Source organism: Curtobacterium sp. VKM Ac-2865, from assembly GCF_015350905.1.
Taxonomy (GTDB): Bacteria; Actinomycetota; Actinomycetes; order Actinomycetales; family Microbacteriaceae; genus Curtobacterium.
On record NZ_JADKRZ010000001.1, the window covers coordinates 812,159 to 828,216 of the forward strand.

Genomic DNA, 16,058 nt, shown 5'->3' on the forward strand with positions numbered 1-16,058 from the left:
GCCGTGGTCCGGCTCGACCTCCCGGTCCCCGGCCACGGCGTTCTCCACGTCCACCACTGAAGAGACAAGTCGTTCCATGACCAACAAGACCGTCGTCGTCACCGGGATCGGTGCGATCACCCCTCTCGCTGCGACTGCCACGGAGACCTGGGACGCCCTGCTCGCGGGCAAGTCCGGCATCACCAGGATCGAAGACCCGCGCTTCGCCGCGCTCGAGCTCCCCGTCGAGTTCGCCGGCCAGGCGCGCCACTGGATCACCGACCAGCTCACGCGCCCCGAGACCAAGCGCTTCGACCCGTCGTCGCAGCTCTCGCTCATCGCCGCCCGTGAAGCCTGGGCCGACGCCGGCATCGAAGCCGAGTCCGTCGTCCCCGAACGCCTCATCGTCGACTGGGCCACCGGCATCGGCGGCGTCAACACGCTGCTCGACGCCTGGGACACCCTCCGCGAGAAGGGCCCGCGCCGCGTCCTCCCGATGACGGTGCCGATGCTCATGGCCAACGGCCCCGCCGCCGCCATCGAGATGGAGTTCGGCGCCCGCGGTGGCGCCCGCACCTACCTGTCGGCGTGCGCGTCGTCCACCGAGTCCCTCGCTGAGGCCTACCGCCACGTCGCGACCGGTGAGGCCGACATCGTCATCGCCGGTGGCGCCGAGGCCGCGCTGCACCCGATGCCGCTCGCGTCGTTCGCCGCAATGCAGGCGCTGTCCCGGCGCAACGACTCCCCCGAGACCGCGTCGCGTCCGTACGACGTCACGCGCGACGGCTTCGTGCTCGCGGACGGCGCTGCGGCGCTCATCCTCGAGACCAAGGAGCACGCCGAGGCCCGCGGCGCGAAGATCTACGCCGAGGTCGCCGGTGCCGGCATCACCTCCGACGCCTTCCACATCACCGCTCCGGACCCCGAGGGCAGCGCTGCCGCCCGTGCCGTCCTGATGGCGCTCGACCACGCCGGCGCTGCACGCGAGGACGTCGTCCACGTCAACGCCCACGCCACGTCCACGCCCGTCGGGGACATCGCCGAGTACCACGCCATGCGCCGGGTCTTCGGCGACCACCTGGACTCGGTCGTCGTCTCGGCGACCAAGGCGTCCACGGGACACCTCTTGGGTGGCGCCGGGGCGATCGAGGCCGTCTTCACCGCCCTCGCGCTCCACAACCGCGTCGCACCGCCGACGATCAACCTCACCGAGCAGGACCCGGAGATCGTCATGGACGTCGCGACGTCGCCGCGCGAGCTCCCCGCCGGCGACCTGCTCGCGGTGAGCAACTCGTTCGGCTTCGGCGGGCACAACGCGGTCGTCGCGTTCCGCTCCGTCTGACCCACGACACGAACGGCCGCAGCCCCCACGGGCTGCGGCCGTTCTGCTGTCCGCGCGAGACACCCCTGTCTGCGCGGGACACCCCCGTCCGCGCGGAACGCCCCCGGACACACGAGACGCCGCCGTGTTCGGCGGCGTCTCGCGGGATCGGGGGCGTCTCAGACAGACCAAGGCGTGTCGGCGTGACGGGGGGGGTGTCAGCCCACGCGGTGGAGCCAGACGACCGGGTTGCCCTCGGCAGCGTGGCGGAACGGTTCGAGCTCGTCGTCCCAGGCCTGCCCGAGCGCGAGTCGCAGTTCGCGGTGGAGCTCGAGGGCGTTGCTGCCGGCGACCTCCATGGCGTAGCGGACGCGATCCTCGGGGATGACCATGTTGCCGGTGACGTCGGTCTGCGCGTAGAAGACGCCGAGGTCAGGCGTGTGCATCCACCGGCCGCCGTCAGAGGCCGCGGTGGGCTCCTCGGTGACCTCGTACCGGAGGTGCTCCCACCCGCGCAACGCTGAGGCGATCGCAGCACCCGTCCCGACGGCACCCGTCCAGGTGTACTCGGTGCGACGCGAGCCGTCCTGCGCCGGCTGGTCCAACCAGGAGAAGTTCACGGCGCGACTCATCGCGCGACCTGCTGCCCATTCGACATGGGGGCAGAGCGCGCGTGGGGAGGAGTGCACGTAGAGCACTCCCGACGCAGTCCCGGTCATGGTTCCTCCGATCATCAGGTGCGACTTCCCCATCGACCTGTGCTGGAGGAACCGGATGCTGAGCACTGCGGAACCATCGATATGCGATTGTGATGTCCTCGCGGACACGCCCATTATGCAGCCCCGTGCCTGAGTACGGCAAGGACGTGGGGCGGATCAGTGGAAGACGGCCCCGTCGGTGTCGAGCGGATGCCGTTCCCCGGCGTCGAGCGCGACCGTCAGACGGTTCTCGGGCGGCGGGATCGGGCAGGCGTACTGGTACGAGAACGCGCACGGCGGCAGGACCAGGGCGTTCCAGTCGAGCTCGACCTCGGCGGTACCGCCCGGATCGGCGATGAACAGGAAGCGACCCATGGAGTACGAGCTGCCGGGGTCGTCTTCGGACAGCGCGCTGGTGGCGTCCTGGACGATCAGCTGCAGGCGTGCCGACCCGCCGAACGGTGCCGACCGGACCGCGAGGAGCCTGGCGACCACACCGCGGATCGTGGTCTCGATCGTGCCGGCGACCACGAGCGGTTCGCCGGCGGCGTCGAGGACGCTCCCCCGAGCCTCCTGGCCGTCGACCGGTGTGTACGTGCCGGGCGTGACCAGGTCCGACGGCGGGAACCGGTCGATGCGCGCGAAGCGGCCGATCGCGTCGGCGGACGGGTCCCAGACGCGCAGGGTGTGACCACCGCTGACGGCGGCGACCGTGCCGGCCATGCCGCCCGGGAAGGCGACCGTGGACGCGACCACGGCGTCGTCACCAGCCACCAGGACCGTGCCGTCGACCGGGAGGCCGTCCACGGTGACGCCGTCGGCTGCGGTCGCGGTGACCTGCAGCCCGCCGACCGCGGGTGCCCAGGTCCCGGGGACCGGCCAGACCTGCTGGGGCTGGTCGACGTGCTGGGCGTTCACGAGTGCGAGCGGGCCACGGGCGCTGCGGACCCAGCGGTCGCGGGCGTCGGCGTCGGTCATGCCTGCTCCTGCCGCGGGTAGATGACCTTCTGCACGATGATGATGACCGAGGCGGCGACCGGCACGGCCACCAGGGCGCCGAGCACGCCGCCGATGGTGGCTCCGGCGACGGCGGCGATGACGACGAGGGCGCCGGGGACCTGGACCGCCCGCGACATGATGCGCGGGGAGATGATGTACGACTCGACCTGCATGTAGACGAGGTAGTAGAGCGCGGCGGCCAGGGCGGTCGCGGGCGAGGCGAAGAAGCACAGCAGCGAGATGACGACCGCCGCGCTGATGGTGCCGACGAGCGGGATCAGCGACCCGAGGAACGCGAAGGTGGCCAGCAGCACCGGCAGGGGCGCGCCGATGACGAGCAACCAGACCAGGCTCAGCACGCCGTTGATACCGGCCTGGGTGATCTGCCCGACGACGTACCGGCCGACGGAGGAGGTGACCTCTTCACTGACGGCGATGTAGTTGTCGCGCCGCGACGCCGGGACGAAGCGGTACATCATCCGCTTCATGCCCCGCATCGACGCGAGGAAGTAGAGCATCAGGATGAGCACGATCAGCGCGCCGGTGATGCCCGAGAGGATCCCGCTGCCCACGGCGAGGATGCCACCGCCGAGGCTGAGCAGGTTGCCCGGGTCCTCCACGAACGTCTGCACGGACTGCAGCGCGTGGTTGACGTCGAACGAGCCGTTGAGCTGCCTCGACAGGTCCTGCACCCACTGTTGGCCGGAGAGGTCCTGCACGATGTCCGGGAAGTTCTGCACCAGGTTCGTCGCCTGGTTGATGAGGATCGGCACCACCGCGAAGACCACGCCGGCGAACGCAGCCAGCACGGTGACGACCACCGCGGTGATGGCGAGCCAGCGCGGGACGTACCGCTCCATGAACGTGACGAGCGGGTCGAGGCCGAGCGCGATGAACAGGGCGACGCCGATGTAGACCAGGACCGTCGAGAGCTGACCGATCAGCGACCCGACCAGGAGCGCCACGAGCACACCGATGCCACCCATGAAGCCGATGCGGAAGGCGTTGACGCGGACACCGGTGCCGGCGCTCGAGGCCTCGAACACGACGTTGGGGGTGGGGCCGGGGCTGTCGACGCCGTGGGGGGCGTTCCGTCGCTTTCGCAGGTGCATGGGGAGCGGGCGGCCTTTCGGTTCCTCGCGGCTACGTGGGGCAGGCCGGCTTCGAGACTTCTCGAACCCGCGCCGGGTTCACTACGTGGGGCGGGCCTGCGTCGGCACGGCTCGAGCCCGCGCTGGCTTCAGACTACGTGGGGCGGGCGGGACTCGAACCCGCGAATCGTTCCGTTATGAGCAGACTGCCTTGACCAGCTTGGCTACCGCCCCTCGTCGGCAGGCCTAGGCCACCGGCTCCCCACGATACAACGCCTCGAACGTGGCGAGCGTGCGGTTGATGTCGTGCGCTTCGATCATGGCCAGGCTGCGCTGACGCAGGGCCACGTAGTCCTCGTCCGTCGCGGTGAGGACGAGCGCGAGCTTGGCGGCGAGGTCCTGCTCGTCGCCCGGTTCGAACAGGTACCCGTTGCCGTCGATGAGGTGCGGCAGCGCCATCGAGTTCGCCGCGACGACAGGCAGGCCCGACGCCATGCCCTCGAGCGAGGCGATGCTCTGCAGCTCCGCGGTGGAGGGCATCGCGAACACGGTGGCGTTCGTCAGCGCGCGGTACTTGACCTCGTCGGAGACGAACCCCAGGAACGTGACGCGGTCCTCGATGCCGAGCTCCTTCGCCTGGGCGGTGAGCTTCGGGATCATCTCACCGTCGCCGACGATCGTGATCGTGGCGTGCAGCTCCGCCGGCAGCAGGGGGAGCGCGCGGAAGAGGACGTCGAGGTTCTTCTCCGGGGCGACCCGTCCGACGAACACGATGTCGTTGCCGACGGGGCGTCCTTCGCGGGCCGCGTACCGGGAGGCGTCGATGCCGCAGGAGATCGCGAGGACGCGCTGCCCGGCGATCGCCTTGCGGAGGTAGTCCGCAGCCAGGTTCGTCGGCGTGGAGATGACGTCGGCGAGACGGTAGGTCTTGGCGGCGTCGTTCCAGGCGATCTTCAGCGCGATCGGCAGCGTGAACCGACCGAACGGCGTGTACTCGAGCAGGTTCTCCGGCATGAAGTGGTTCGTCGCGATGATGCGGATGCCGCGGTCGTGGGCTTCGCGGGCGACACCGCGGCCGATGATGATGTGCGACTGGATGTGCACGACGTCGGGCTTGATGGCGTCGATGAGCGGGGCGACGTGCCGGCGGACGGTCCAGGGCCAGGCGAAGCGCAGCCACGCGTGGAGCGGCCACTTGTACGACGGCAGCCGGTGCACCGTGAGGGTGACCCCGTGGTGCTCTTCCTCGTACGTACCGTGGTGGCGGTTCGCGGCGGGGGCGATGATGTGGACTTCGTGTCCGCGCTCGGCCAGGCCGACGGCGAGCTGCTCGGTGAACGTCGCGGCACCGTTCACGTCCGGTGCGAACGTGTCGGCGGCCATGAGGACCCGCAGCGGGTGGTGCTCCGCCGGGTGGTCCTGCGGTACGGGGGTGGCGTCTGCTGACACGGCGGGCGTCGTCCTCTCCTGGGCCTTCGTCCGGCCCCGGTGCTGGTCGGGTACCGGGCTGGTCTGGGCTTGGAACGCTACCGTACCGCTCTGTCCGGGCACGTCAGCCGCGCGGCTGACGTGCTGGTGAGCCAGCGGCGCGACCACGGGTGCTGCGCGGCTGACGTGCGTGCGAGCTAGCGGCGCGCTTCCGGGTGGTGCTTCGCGAGCAGGAACACCCCGGTGACGGCGATGGCAGCGGCGACCACGAACCCGAGCACGGCGACGACCGGGGCGCCGTCGGCCTCGTTCAGCACGATGACCCCGATGCCGACGGCCACGATCGGGTCGACGACGGTGAGCCCGGCGATGACCAGGTCGGCCGAGCCCGCCGAGTACGCGTTCTGCACGAAGTACCCGCCGAGGGACGCTGCCACGATGACCCCGACGATGGCGAGGACCGTGACCCAGTCGAACGTGTGGTTGACGAAGCGGTTCAGGGTGACCTTGGCGAGCGTCGCGACGAAGCCGTAGAGCACGCCGGCGCCGATGATGTAGTACAGCGCGCTCTTGTGCTTCGCGACGACCCGGAACGACACCAGCACGAGCACCAGCACGACCGCCAGGACCACCAGGACCGTGACGAGTTCACCGCGCGTGATCGCCGTCTCACGGCCGACGAACGCCGCGATGCAGACGAAGATGCCCACGCCGACGATGCAGGTCCACACGGCCCGGCGGGCGGCCTGGCCGAGCGGGACACCGGACGACCGCGACGAGAACCACGTCGTGATGACGAGCGCGACGGCGCCGAGCGGCTGCACGACGATCAACGGCGCGAACGTGATGCTGACGAGCTGGAGGACGACCGCGATCCCCAGCATGAGCGTGCCGAGCACCCAGTACCCGCTGCCGACGAGCGCCATGACGTGACGGATGCTGAGGCCCTGCGACTGTTTGCCGAGCCGGGCCTCGACCCGCTTGACCCCGCGACTCTGGAACTGCGCTCCGAGCGACAGGAACACCGCACCGACGAGCGCAACGGGGATCATCAGCGCCTGGAAGGGCGTCAGGTTGCTCACTGCGGCGGGCAGCTGGAGGTCCGGCGTCACGGGTCGAGGGTACCGTCCTGCTGCCGATAACCTGGGTGAATGGCCGTCCTCCCGATCCGGATCACCGGTGAACCCGTCCTGCACGACCCCGCCGAGCAGGTCACCGTCTTCGACGACGACCTGCTCGCCCTGGTGCAGGACATGTTCGAGACGATGGACCTGGCGCCGGGCGTCGGACTGGCCGGCCCGCAGGTCGGGGTCGGCAAGCGGCTGTTCGTGTACTCATACGTCGATGATGACGGCGTGCAGTGGCGCGGTGCCGCGGTGAACCCGGTGCTGTGGATCACTCCCCCGGAACCCGAGTCCGTGGAGGAACTGGACGAGGACGAGGAGTCCGAGGGCTGCCTCTCCGTGCCCGGCCTGCGCTTCCCGCTCCGCCGCTCCGAGGGTGCGCTGCTCCGCGCGGTCGACGAGCACGGGGAGCCGTTCGAGATCGAGGCCCACGGGTGGCTCGCGCGGGTCTTCCAGCACGAGTACGACCACCTCGACGGCCTGCTGTACACGGACCGCCTGGTGCACCCGCACGCCAAGCAGGTCCAGAAGGCGGTCAAGAAGCACAGCTGGGGCGTCCCCGGACAGTCCTGGTTGCCCGGCCGCGACCACCCCGAGGGCTGACGACCGCAGCCAGGGACACCGCACCGCCCGGAGCGTCAGGGCAGTACTAACCCGGAGCGTCCGGGCAGGACCGGCCAGGAGGCTCCACTCAGCCCCGGTACGCCGCCATCGCGTGTCGCAGGTGGTCCATCTCCGGGTGACCCGGGCAGTACTCCGCCAGGCCGGCGGCGACGCGGTCGTCCCGCGCCGAGGTGACGGACGACGTCCACGGCCCCGAACCGGTCAGCGCGCAGGCCGTCGCCAGGTCCTCGAGCGAAGCGGCGCCGTCCGCGGCACGGACCGCCGCCCGCTGCTGCGCGGACTCCTCCGTACCCGTGATGCGCTCGGCACGGCATGCGGAGCGGGCGTCCTTCCACACGGCGGAGTACGTCGTGTAGGTCTCCGTCCGGTCGGAGTCGTCGACGCGGCACACGAACGCGAAGACGATCGGCGAGGTGCCGGACGCCTGGACCTGCGACGACGGCGTGCTGTCGACCGCGGCGTCTGGTTCGGAGTCCGCCTGGGCAGTACACCCGGCCAGCCCGAACGCCACGAGCACCGCGGCGGAGAGCGCGGCGAGGGTGGTACGGCGGACAGCGAGCACCTGTGAACGCTAACAGGTAGGAGCCGCCGCCACATGGGCAGCCGCTCCGAACCGCGGACACGAAAAGGCCCTCACCTGACGGTGAGGGCCTGACGCTCCCCGAGTTGGACTCGAACCAACAACCTGCCGGTTAACAGCCGGCTGCTCTGCCAATTGAGCTATCGAGGATCAGCTGCTCGACCAGCACGCGGTCGCGACAACGGGATACAGCATAGCAGGACATCGAACCGGACCCGCGCATCGGACACGCGGCCCGGGCGCGCCGCGTGGCTCAGTACCCGGCGGTCGGGTCCACGACCCCGACGAAGCCCTCGCCGGACTCCGTCAGGAACGCCGTCACGTTGTGGCGGACCCGCTCGGCGAGCAGCGGCTCGACCATCTCCGGGGTGTCCGCCTGGTGCGGGGTGATGACGACCCCGGGGGCGTCCCACAGCGGGTGGCCGTCGGGCAGGGGCTCCGGGTCGGTCACGTCGAGACCGGCACCGGCGATGTCCCCGGCGTGCAGGGCCTCCACCAGGGCATCAGTGTCGACGAGGCCACCGCGCGCGATGTTCACGAGCCGGGCGGTGGGCTTCATCAGGGAGAACTGCGGTGCGCCGAACAGCTTGGACGTGTCGTCGGTCATCGCGGCGGCGATCATCACGACGTCGGCGTCCGGCAGCACGGCGTCGAGCTGATCCGTCGTCACGGTGCGGGTGGCGCCCGGCACGGGGGCGGAGGAGCGCCGGACCACGGTCACGTCGACCTCGAACGGGGCGAGCAGCCGGAGGTACTCCAGCGCGATGCCCCCGGCGCCGATGACCACGACGGAGCGCCCGTAGAGCGAGACGCCCTCGGGCTCGGTCCCCCACGACCGCACCCGGGCCCGCTTCGGCAGGACCCGCAGGGTGGCGAGGGTCAGGGCGAGCGCGTGCTCGGCGACGGGCTCGGCGTACGCACCCTTGGCCGACGTGAACAGGACCCGGTCACCGTGCTCGCGGATCAGGTGCACGAAGGCGTCGACCCCGGCGAAGGGCAGCTGCACCCAGGACACCGACGGCGCGGACTCCAGCGCCTGCGCGAGACCGGAGGGGTCCCGCGCGTCGAGCCAGACGATCCCGCGGGTGTCGTCGCCGAGCTCGGCGACGGTCCCGTCGGCATCCGACACGGCCGAGACGTGCAGGTCGGTCGGCGACGGGAGGATCGCCACGGGGCCGGCGGCCGGCGGGCCCACGGGGAGCGGCGCTCCGGCGTCGGTGACGACGGCTCGGTGACCGCGGGGCTGGACGTCGGTGTCGCTCACTGCTGCTCCTGTCGGGGGGTGCTGGTGCCGGCACCGGCGGTCGCCGGGCGGCGGGGTGCGGCGGATCGACGGGGAGCGGCACCGGTCGCGGCACCGTCGGCCGTCGGGCGCTTCACCGGGCGCGCCGCGGTGGCGGCGAGCGTCCGGACGTAGGGGTCGACCGGGCTGTCGAGGACCTCGTCGAATGTCCCGAGGCCGACGAGTCGTCCCTCGGCCATCACCGCGACCCGGTCGGCGAGGGCCCGGGCCTCGCGGAGGTCGCTGGACACGACGACCGCGGAGAACTGCCGGTTGCGCTGCAGGCTCGCGAGGGCCTCGAGCACGGCCTGGCGGACGAGCACGTCCACACCGCGCGCGGGCTCGTCGGCGACGAGGAGCTGGGGTTCGAGGACGAGCGCCTGCGCCAACGCCACGCGCTGCCGCTGCCCGCTCGAGAGCTCCCACGTGTTCAGACGCATGACGCCGAGCGGCAGGTGCACCGCGTCGACGAGCCGCGCCACGATGAGCCCGGCCTCCTTGCGGTCGAAGCGGCGGTCACGGGCGTAGATCGGTTCCGCGATGGCCTCGCCGACGGTCAGGTCGGGGCTCAGCCGGTCGGCGGCGTCCTGGGAGAGGTACCCGATCCGCCCCGTCAGACGTCCCAGCCGGCGGGACGACGGCCGCAGTCCGCGGATCCGCTGCCCGAGCACGGTCAGCTCGCCCCCGACGATGTGCCGGCGGTGCGCGCCCTCACCCTCGCCACGGGCGCCGAGCTGCCCGGCCACCGCCGCGGCGAAGCTCGACTTGCCGGAGCCGGACTCGCCGAGGACCGCGAGGATCTCGCCGGTCCCGACGGTCAGGGTCACGCCGTCGACCGCGCGGATCGGCCGTCCGCCGGGGACCCGGTACTCGATGGAGACGTCGTCGGCGACGACCGCCGGGCCGTTGACCCCGCTCATGGAACCCTCTCCGCGCCGCCCCCTGGCGACGCAGCGCGGACAGCGGGTGTCCGCGCGACGTACGTGGTGCTCTGGACGGGACCACCCTGGAGGCTCGACCTGCGTCGTCGACGCTGGTCGAGCCTCCAGAGCGGGTGGGCCGGGTGTCAGGACCCGGCGCGGTCCAGTCGTTCCAGCGTACGCCGTCGCTCCGCCTGCTCTGCCGGGTCCGGCACCGGCAGCGACGCCAGGAGCCGCTGCGTGTACGGGTGCTGCGGTGACCCGAGGACCTCGGCGGTCGTGCCCGTCTCGACCAGGTCACCGCGGTAGAGCACGGCGATCCGGTCGGAGAGCGCGCCGACGACCGCCAGGTCGTGGCTGATGAACAGCGACGCGAAGCCGAAGTCCTGCTGCAGCTCGAGGAAGAGCTCCAGCACGCGGGCCTGCACCGAGACGTCGAGCGCGCTCGTCGGCTCGTCGGCGATGAGCAGCTTCGGCCGGAGCGCGAGCGACCGGGCGAGCGAGGCGCGCTGGCGCTGCCCACCGGAGAGCTCGTGCGGGTACCGGTCGCCGTACGCGGCGGGCAGCTGCACGGCCTCCATCAGCTCGTCGACCTGCTTGCGGGCGGACCGGGGCGAGGACGCGACCCCGTGCACGACGAGCGGTTCGGCGACGCACTCGGCGATCGTCAGCAGCGGGTTGAACGAGGTCGCCGGGTCCTGGAAGACGAACCCGATGTCCTTGCGCAGCCGCTTGAAGTCCCGCTCCTTGTACCCGAGCATCTCGGTGCCGAGGACGTTGAGCGAGCCGCCGGTGATCTTCGTCAGGCCCGCGATGGCCCGGCCGATGGTGGTCTTGCCGGAGCCGGACTCCCCCACCAGGCCGAGGACCTCTCCGGGACGGATCGCCAGGTCGACGCCCTTCACAGCTCGGAAGCCCGCGGCGCCGAAGCGGCCGGGGTACTCGATCTCCAGGCCCTTGGCGGACACGACCGGTTCGACGTCCTCGGTGATGAGGGCACGCCGGGCGACCCCGGTGCTCGCCTCGAGCCGGGGCACGGCCGCCAGCAGGCGCTTCGTGTAGTCGGCCTGCGGGTCACCGAAGAGCTGGGCGACCGGGGCCTCCTCGACGATCTCGCCCTGGTACATCACGGCGACGCGGTCGGCCAGGTCGGCGACGACGCCCATGTTGTGCGTGATGATGACGATCGCCGCACCGAACTCGTCACGGCAGCGACGCAGCAGGTCGAGGATCTCGGCCTGCACCGTCACGTCGAGGGCGGTGGTCGGCTCGTCGGCGATGATGACGCTCGGCTCGAGAGCCAGGGCGCTCGCGATCACGACGCGCTGCTTCTGCCCGCCGGAGAACTGGTGCGGGTAGTGGTCGACGCGCTGCTCCGGGTCGGGGATGCCGACGCGGCGCAGGTAGTCGATCGCCTTGACACGTGCCTCTTTCCGGGAGACGCCGCCGTGTGCCCGCAGGCCCTCGGCGATCTGCCACCCGACGGTGAAGACCGGGTTGAGTGCCGTCGACGGCTCCTGGAACACCATCGCACCGGCCGTGCCGCGGAGCTCCCGCAGCTTCTGCGCCCCGACGGACACGACGTCGGTGCCGTCGAGGAACACGGCACCGCCGAGCGTCGCCGTCTCCGGCATCAGCCGGAGCATGCTCCGCGCCGTCACGGACTTGCCCGAGCCGGACTCGCCGACCAGGGCGAGGACCTCGCCGGGACGGACGTCGATGCTGACGCCCTTGACCGCGTCGACGGCGCCGCCGTCGGTCGCGAAGGTGACGGTGAGGTCGTCGACGACGACCACCGGCTCGGCCTGGAGGCTCGTGGTTGCGTCACTCATGCTGCTGCCCCTTCCGCGTTGGTCGCCTTGTCCCGCGTGGAGACCAGCTGCTTCAGCCGCCGGCGCGCACGCAGACGGGGATCGGAGATGTCGTTGAGGCTCTCGCCGATGAACGTGACACCGAGGACGAGCAGCACGATCGCGATGCCCGGGTAGACGCCCGTCCACCAGACGCCGCTCGCGACGTCGGACAGCGCGCGGCTGAGGTCGTAGCCCCACTCGGCGCCCTGGGTCGGGCCGATGCCGAACCCGAGGAAGCCGAGGCCGGCCAGCGTGAGCACCGCGTCGCTGGCGTTCAGCGTGAGGATGAGCGGCAGGGACCTGGTCGAGTTCCGCAGGACGTGGCGGGTCATGATGCGCCACGGGTTCGTGCCGATCACGCGGGCCGACTCCACGAAGGCGTCGTTCTTCAGCCGGACTGCCTCGGCCCGGACCACGCGGAAGTACTGCGGGATGTAGACCACGGTGATCGAGATCGCCGCGGCCGTGATGCCGCCCCAGTAGTCCGAGTTGCCCCCGGACACCACGATCGAGACGACGATCGCGAGCAGCAGGGACGGGAAGGCGTAGATGGCGTCGGCGACGACCACCAGGACGCGGTCGAGCCAGCCACCGATGTACCCGGAGACCATGCCGAGCACGACGCCGATCGCGATGGAGACGACCACGGCGACGATGACGACGAGCACCGCGGTGCGTGCGCCGTAGACGACGCGGCTGAAGACGTCGAGGCCGCCGACCGTGGTGCCCCAGATGTGCTCGGCGCTCGGGGCACCGGTGCGCGGGAAGTTCGTGCCGTCGGGACTCTGCTGGTCACCGAAGCCGTACGGCGCGATGAGCGGGGCGAAGACCGCGACGAGCAGGTACAGGGCGCAGATGACCACGCCCACGATGAGCATGGCGCGCTGCCATCCGGTGCTCCGACGGAGCTGGACGACGACGGGCAGCCGCTTCCAGAGCGGCTCGTGGCGGTCGACGAGGGTGATGTCGGACATCGTCAGAACCTCACTCTCGGGTCGATGAGCGCCGCGACGACGTCGACGACGAAGTTCGTGACGGCGACGATCACCGCCAGCATCGCGACGATGCCCTGCACGGCGACGAAGTCACGGGCGGACAGGTACTGGTTGAGCTCGAAGCCGAGCCCGCGCCAGCCGAAGGTCGTCTCGGTGAGCACCGAGCCGCCGAGCAGCATGGCGATCTGCAGGCCCATCACCGTGATGATCGGCACGAGCGCCGGGCGGAACGCGTGCGTCCGGACGAGCCGCGACTCCCGCACACCGCGGGACCGAGCTGCGTCGACGTACTCCGAGCCGAGCGAACCGATCATGTTCGCGCGCACCAGGCGCAGGAAGATGCCGGCCGTCAGCAGGCCGAGCGTCAACGCCGGCAGGACCGCGTGCTGGAGCACGTCGCTGATGATCTGGCCGTTGCCCGTGCGGATCGCGTCGATGAGGAACACCCCGGTGGGGTTCTCGATGCGGTCGAGGATCAGCTGCGCGCGGGTCGACGCCCGGTCGCCGAGCGGCAGCCACCCGAGCCAGACCGAGAACACGAGCTTGAGCAGCAGGCCGCCGAAGAAGACCGGCGTCGCGTACGTCAGGATCGCGAGCGCGCGGAGCAGCACGTCCGGCCACTTGTCGCGCAGGTAGGCGGCGAGCATGCCGAGCGGGATGCCGAGCACCAGGGCGACGATGAGCGCGTAGAACACGAGCTCGGCGGTCGCGCCGCCGTACTGCAGGATGATCTCGGTGACCGGGCGGTTGTCGGTGACCGACGAACCGAAGTCACCGCGGACGATCTGCCCGAGGTACTCGAGGTACTGGACGATCACGGGGCGGTCGTACCCGGCGGCGTGCAGGCGTTCCTGCAGCTGCGTCGGCGTGAGTCGCCCGCCGACCGAGGCCGTGATCGGGTTCCCGACGACGCGCATCAGGAAGAAGACCAGTGTCACCAGGATGAACACGGTCGGGAAGATGAGGAGGAAGCGGACGAAGACGTACCGACCGAGGCCACCGCCGCTGGCACGTCGCTGTGCCTGCGGCTTGGTGGGCTCCGTGTCGATCGCCTCGGGGTTCGTGAGGGTCACGGGGATGGGTGCCTTTCGCAGGACGCGGACAAGGGGCGCTCCTCGTGGGAGCGCCCCTTGCCCTGCGTCGGGTTACTTGCTGATCGTCCCGTAGCGGAACTTGAAGGACGCGTCGAGCGTGACGCCCTTGACGTCCTTGCCCGCGACCGCCACCGACTTGCCCTGCAGGAGCGGCAGGGTCGAGATCTGCTCGGCCTCGCGCTGCTGGGCCTGCTCGATGATGTCCGCGCGCTTGTCCTTGTCGGACTCTTCCTGCTCGTCGGCGATCAGACCCTGGATGGTCGGGTCGTCGTAGTGGTTCTGCACGAAGTTGTCCTTCGTGAAGAACGGCGACAGGTAGTTGTCCGCGTCCGAGAAGTCCGGGAACCAGCCGAGTTGGTACAGCGGGTAGGCGTCCTTCGTCCGCTCGACGGCGTAGGTCGTGTAGACCGTCGACTGGATGTTGACGGTGAACAGACCCGAGTCCTCGAGCTGGGTCTTCAGCGTCGCGTACTCGTCGTCCGACGCCGAACCGTAGTGGTCCGGCGAGTACTGGATGTCGAGCTCGATCTTGCCCGACACACCGGCGTCCGACAGGGTCTTCTTCGCCTTGTCGACGTCCGGGGCGCCGTTGCCGTCACCGTAGAGCGACTTGAACGGAGTCGCGGCACCGGTGAGGCCGTCCGGCACCATCGAGTACACGGGCGTGTAGGTGTCGTTGTAGACCTCCTTGGCGAGCTCGTCACGGTCGACGACGTCGGCGACGGCCTGGCGCACGGCCAGGGCCTTCGTCGCGTCGGCGTCGGACTGGCCGGTGCCGAAGGGCTGCGTCTTGAAGTTGAAGACCACGTAGCGGATCTCGCCGCCGGGGCCGTCGATGACCTGCAGCTTGTCGTCCTTGCGGAGCGACGAGATGTCGGTCGGGGTCAGGGAGCGGTACGCCACGTCGACGTCGCCCTTCTGGACCGCGAGCTTGAGGTCGGTCTCCTTGGTGAAGTACTGGGCGGTGACGTCCTTGGTCTTCGCCTTCTCGAGGACCCCGTCGTACTTGGGGTTGGCCTCGTAGGAGATCAGGTCGTTCTCCTTGTAGGACTTGATGACGTACTGCCCCGCGAAGGCGTTGCCCTTGACGATGTCCGCCGCGCTCGTGAGCTTGGTCGCCGAGAAGACGTCCTCGTCGACGATCGGGCCGGCGGGGCTCGAGAGCACCTGCGGCCAGGTCTGGTCGGCGTGGTCGAGGTGGAACACGACCGTGGTGGCGTTCGGCGTGTCGATGCTCTTGAGGTTCGCGAGCAGCGACCAGGGGCCGTTGTCGTTCTTGATCTTCAGGTCGCGGTCGAACGAGAACTTGACGTCGCTCGAGGTGAGCTTGTTGCCGTTCGCGAACTCGAGGCCCTTCTTCAGGGTGACCTCGTACGTCGTCGGGTCGGTGAACTCGCCCTTCGTGGCGATGTCCGGCTTGACGTCCGGGCTGCCCGTCGGGGTGTTCATCAGGAACGGGAAGACCTGGTTCTGGACGGCGAAGGAGCCGTTGTCGTAGGAGCCCGCCGGGTCGAGCGACGTGATCTTGTCGGTCGTGCCGATGATCAGGCCGTTCAGGTCGTCGGAGCCGCCGCTGCCGCCGCCCGCGCAGCCGGTCAGCACCAGCGCTGTCGCTGCTGCTCCGGCGCCGAGCGCGAGGGTGCGCTTGCCCCATGTGGTCATGGATGCCATGGCCGATGCCTCTCTGGTGGTGGTTGCAGGAGATCCTGGACGGGAGGTGGAACGACCGTGTGCCCGACCAGGAACACTCATTGGGAGACACCCTGCCACGGAACTCCGTCCGGTGGGGGCCGTTTGTTTACACCGCTGTAACGCGGGACACTGCCGCTCGGCGCACGATTCCGCTAGTCGAGCGCGGCGCGGCGCGCACGTTCGTTGCGCACTGCAACGGAGTCGTGCACGCCCCCGCGCCCCGTCCGCTGGCCTCCTGCGGCGCTGAGATCGCACTCCGTGTCGGCTCCGCCGCCCGCGTGCCGACACCAAGTGCGATCTCAGCGCGACGGTCGTCGCGTTCACGGCCACGAGTGGTCGTGACACCCCGCTCGGTTCCGCCGAGCGGCCGTGTTCCGT

14 protein-coding genes and 2 tRNA genes are annotated in these 16,058 nt (G+C 70.4%); 2 read left to right on the plus strand and 14 right to left on the minus strand.

What is annotated here, in order from left to right:
- The first annotated feature begins 76 nt into the window (after positions 1-76).
- A complete protein-coding gene (locus tag ITJ54_RS03910) occupies positions 77-1,321 on the plus strand; it encodes a beta-ketoacyl-[acyl-carrier-protein] synthase family protein (RefSeq protein WP_194625964.1) in 1,245 nt (414 codons plus the stop codon).
- Between the two features lie 197 nt (positions 1,322-1,518).
- On the opposite strand, the gene ITJ54_RS03915 is transcribed toward ITJ54_RS03910, so the two are convergent.
- The 6 genes from ITJ54_RS03915 to ITJ54_RS03940 form a co-directional block, all read right to left on the minus strand.
- Positions 1,519-2,019 (minus strand): DUF3145 domain-containing protein, encoded by a 501-nt coding sequence (locus tag ITJ54_RS03915; protein ID WP_194625965.1) that lies wholly within the window; start codon positions 2,017-2,019, stop codon positions 1,519-1,521.
- A gap of 156 nt (positions 2,020-2,175) precedes the next feature.
- Positions 2,176-2,976 carry a DUF1684 domain-containing protein gene (locus ITJ54_RS03920; RefSeq protein ID WP_194625966.1) on the minus strand — a complete coding sequence of 267 codons (801 nt, stop codon included), beginning with the start codon at positions 2,974-2,976 and terminating at the stop codon, positions 2,176-2,178.
- Entirely contained in the window at positions 2,973-4,109 is a 1,137-nt protein-coding gene (locus ITJ54_RS03925; protein ID WP_194625967.1) for an AI-2E family transporter, read from the minus strand. Before ITJ54_RS03925 ends, ITJ54_RS03920 begins: the two co-directional genes overlap by 4 nt.
- 138 nt (positions 4,110-4,247) lie before the next feature.
- Positions 4,248-4,322: transfer RNA gene (locus ITJ54_RS03930), tRNA-Ile, on the minus strand.
- A gap of 12 nt (positions 4,323-4,334) precedes the next feature.
- Complete coding sequence (locus tag ITJ54_RS03935) at positions 4,335-5,537, minus strand: glycosyltransferase (RefSeq protein WP_323741584.1); 1,203 nt, start codon at positions 5,535-5,537, stop codon at positions 4,335-4,337.
- Between the two features lie 176 nt (positions 5,538-5,713).
- Positions 5,714-6,628 carry a multidrug DMT transporter permease gene (locus ITJ54_RS03940; RefSeq protein ID WP_194625968.1) on the minus strand — a complete coding sequence of 305 codons (915 nt, stop codon included), beginning with the start codon at positions 6,626-6,628 and terminating at the stop codon, positions 5,714-5,716.
- A 39-nt stretch (positions 6,629-6,667) separates the two neighbouring features.
- Between ITJ54_RS03940 and def the strand changes: the two genes are divergently transcribed.
- Positions 6,668-7,243 (plus strand): peptide deformylase, encoded by a 576-nt coding sequence (gene def, locus ITJ54_RS03945; RefSeq protein WP_194625969.1) that lies wholly within the window; start codon positions 6,668-6,670, stop codon positions 7,241-7,243.
- 88 nt (positions 7,244-7,331) lie between these two features.
- Here the strand turns inward: def and ITJ54_RS03950 are convergent, their stop codons facing one another.
- The 8 genes from ITJ54_RS03950 to ITJ54_RS03985 all read right to left on the minus strand — a co-directional run bounded on the left by ITJ54_RS03950 (position 7,332) and on the right by ITJ54_RS03985 (position 15,659).
- Positions 7,332-7,826, minus strand: a complete 495-nt coding sequence (locus tag ITJ54_RS03950; RefSeq protein ID WP_194625970.1) for a hypothetical protein — start codon at positions 7,824-7,826, stop codon at positions 7,332-7,334.
- A 95-nt stretch (positions 7,827-7,921) separates the two neighbouring features.
- A tRNA-Asn gene (locus ITJ54_RS03955) sits at positions 7,922-7,994 on the minus strand.
- A 103-nt stretch (positions 7,995-8,097) separates the two neighbouring features.
- On the minus strand, positions 8,098-9,108 hold the full coding sequence (locus tag ITJ54_RS03960) for a D-isomer specific 2-hydroxyacid dehydrogenase family protein (RefSeq protein ID WP_323741585.1): 1,011 nt from the start codon (positions 9,106-9,108) through the stop codon (positions 8,098-8,100).
- Complete coding sequence (locus tag ITJ54_RS03965) at positions 9,105-10,046, minus strand: ATP-binding cassette domain-containing protein (protein ID WP_194625971.1); 942 nt, start codon at positions 10,044-10,046, stop codon at positions 9,105-9,107. The genes ITJ54_RS03960 and ITJ54_RS03965 overlap by 4 nt, the downstream gene beginning before the upstream one ends.
- Before the next feature lie 146 nt (positions 10,047-10,192).
- Entirely contained in the window at positions 10,193-11,878 is a 1,686-nt protein-coding gene (locus ITJ54_RS03970; protein ID WP_194625972.1) for an ABC transporter ATP-binding protein, read from the minus strand.
- Positions 11,875-12,873 (minus strand): ABC transporter permease, encoded by a 999-nt coding sequence (locus ITJ54_RS03975; RefSeq protein ID WP_194625973.1) that lies wholly within the window; start codon positions 12,871-12,873, stop codon positions 11,875-11,877. The genes ITJ54_RS03970 and ITJ54_RS03975 overlap by 4 nt, the downstream gene beginning before the upstream one ends.
- A 2-nt stretch (positions 12,874-12,875) precedes the next feature.
- On the minus strand, positions 12,876-13,967 hold the full coding sequence (locus ITJ54_RS03980; RefSeq protein WP_194625974.1) for an ABC transporter permease: 1,092 nt from the start codon (positions 13,965-13,967) through the stop codon (positions 12,876-12,878).
- Between the two features lie 72 nt (positions 13,968-14,039).
- Positions 14,040-15,659, minus strand: a complete 1,620-nt coding sequence (locus tag ITJ54_RS03985) for an ABC transporter substrate-binding protein (protein ID WP_194625975.1) — start codon at positions 15,657-15,659, stop codon at positions 14,040-14,042.
- Positions 15,660-16,058 lie beyond the last annotated feature (399 nt).

What these genes read in the sequence shown, in the direction of transcription:
- ITJ54_RS03970 (WP_194625972.1), bottom strand. Translation starts at nt 11,878, where the DNA reads ATGAGTGACGCAACCACGAGCCTCCAGGCCGAGCCGGTGGTCGTCGTC.
- ITJ54_RS03985 (WP_194625975.1), bottom strand. Translation starts at nt 15,659, where the DNA reads ATGGCATCCATGACCACATGGGGCAAGCGCACCCTCGCGCTCGGCGCC.
- ITJ54_RS03920 (WP_194625966.1), bottom strand. Translation starts at nt 2,976, where the DNA reads ATGACCGACGCCGACGCCCGCGACCGCTGGGTCCGCAGCGCCCGTGGC.
- ITJ54_RS03925 (WP_194625967.1), bottom strand. Translation starts at nt 4,109, where the DNA reads ATGCACCTGCGAAAGCGACGGAACGCCCCCCACGGCGTCGACAGCCCC.
- ITJ54_RS03910 (WP_194625964.1), top strand. Translation starts at nt 77, where the DNA reads ATGACCAACAAGACCGTCGTCGTCACCGGGATCGGTGCGATCACCCCT.
- def (WP_194625969.1), top strand. Translation starts at nt 6,668, where the DNA reads ATGGCCGTCCTCCCGATCCGGATCACCGGTGAACCCGTCCTGCACGAC.
- ITJ54_RS03915 (WP_194625965.1), bottom strand. Translation starts at nt 2,019, where the DNA reads ATGACCGGGACTGCGTCGGGAGTGCTCTACGTGCACTCCTCCCCACGC.
- ITJ54_RS03975 (WP_194625973.1), bottom strand. Translation starts at nt 12,873, where the DNA reads ATGTCCGACATCACCCTCGTCGACCGCCACGAGCCGCTCTGGAAGCGG.
- ITJ54_RS03965 (WP_194625971.1), bottom strand. Translation starts at nt 10,046, where the DNA reads ATGAGCGGGGTCAACGGCCCGGCGGTCGTCGCCGACGACGTCTCCATC.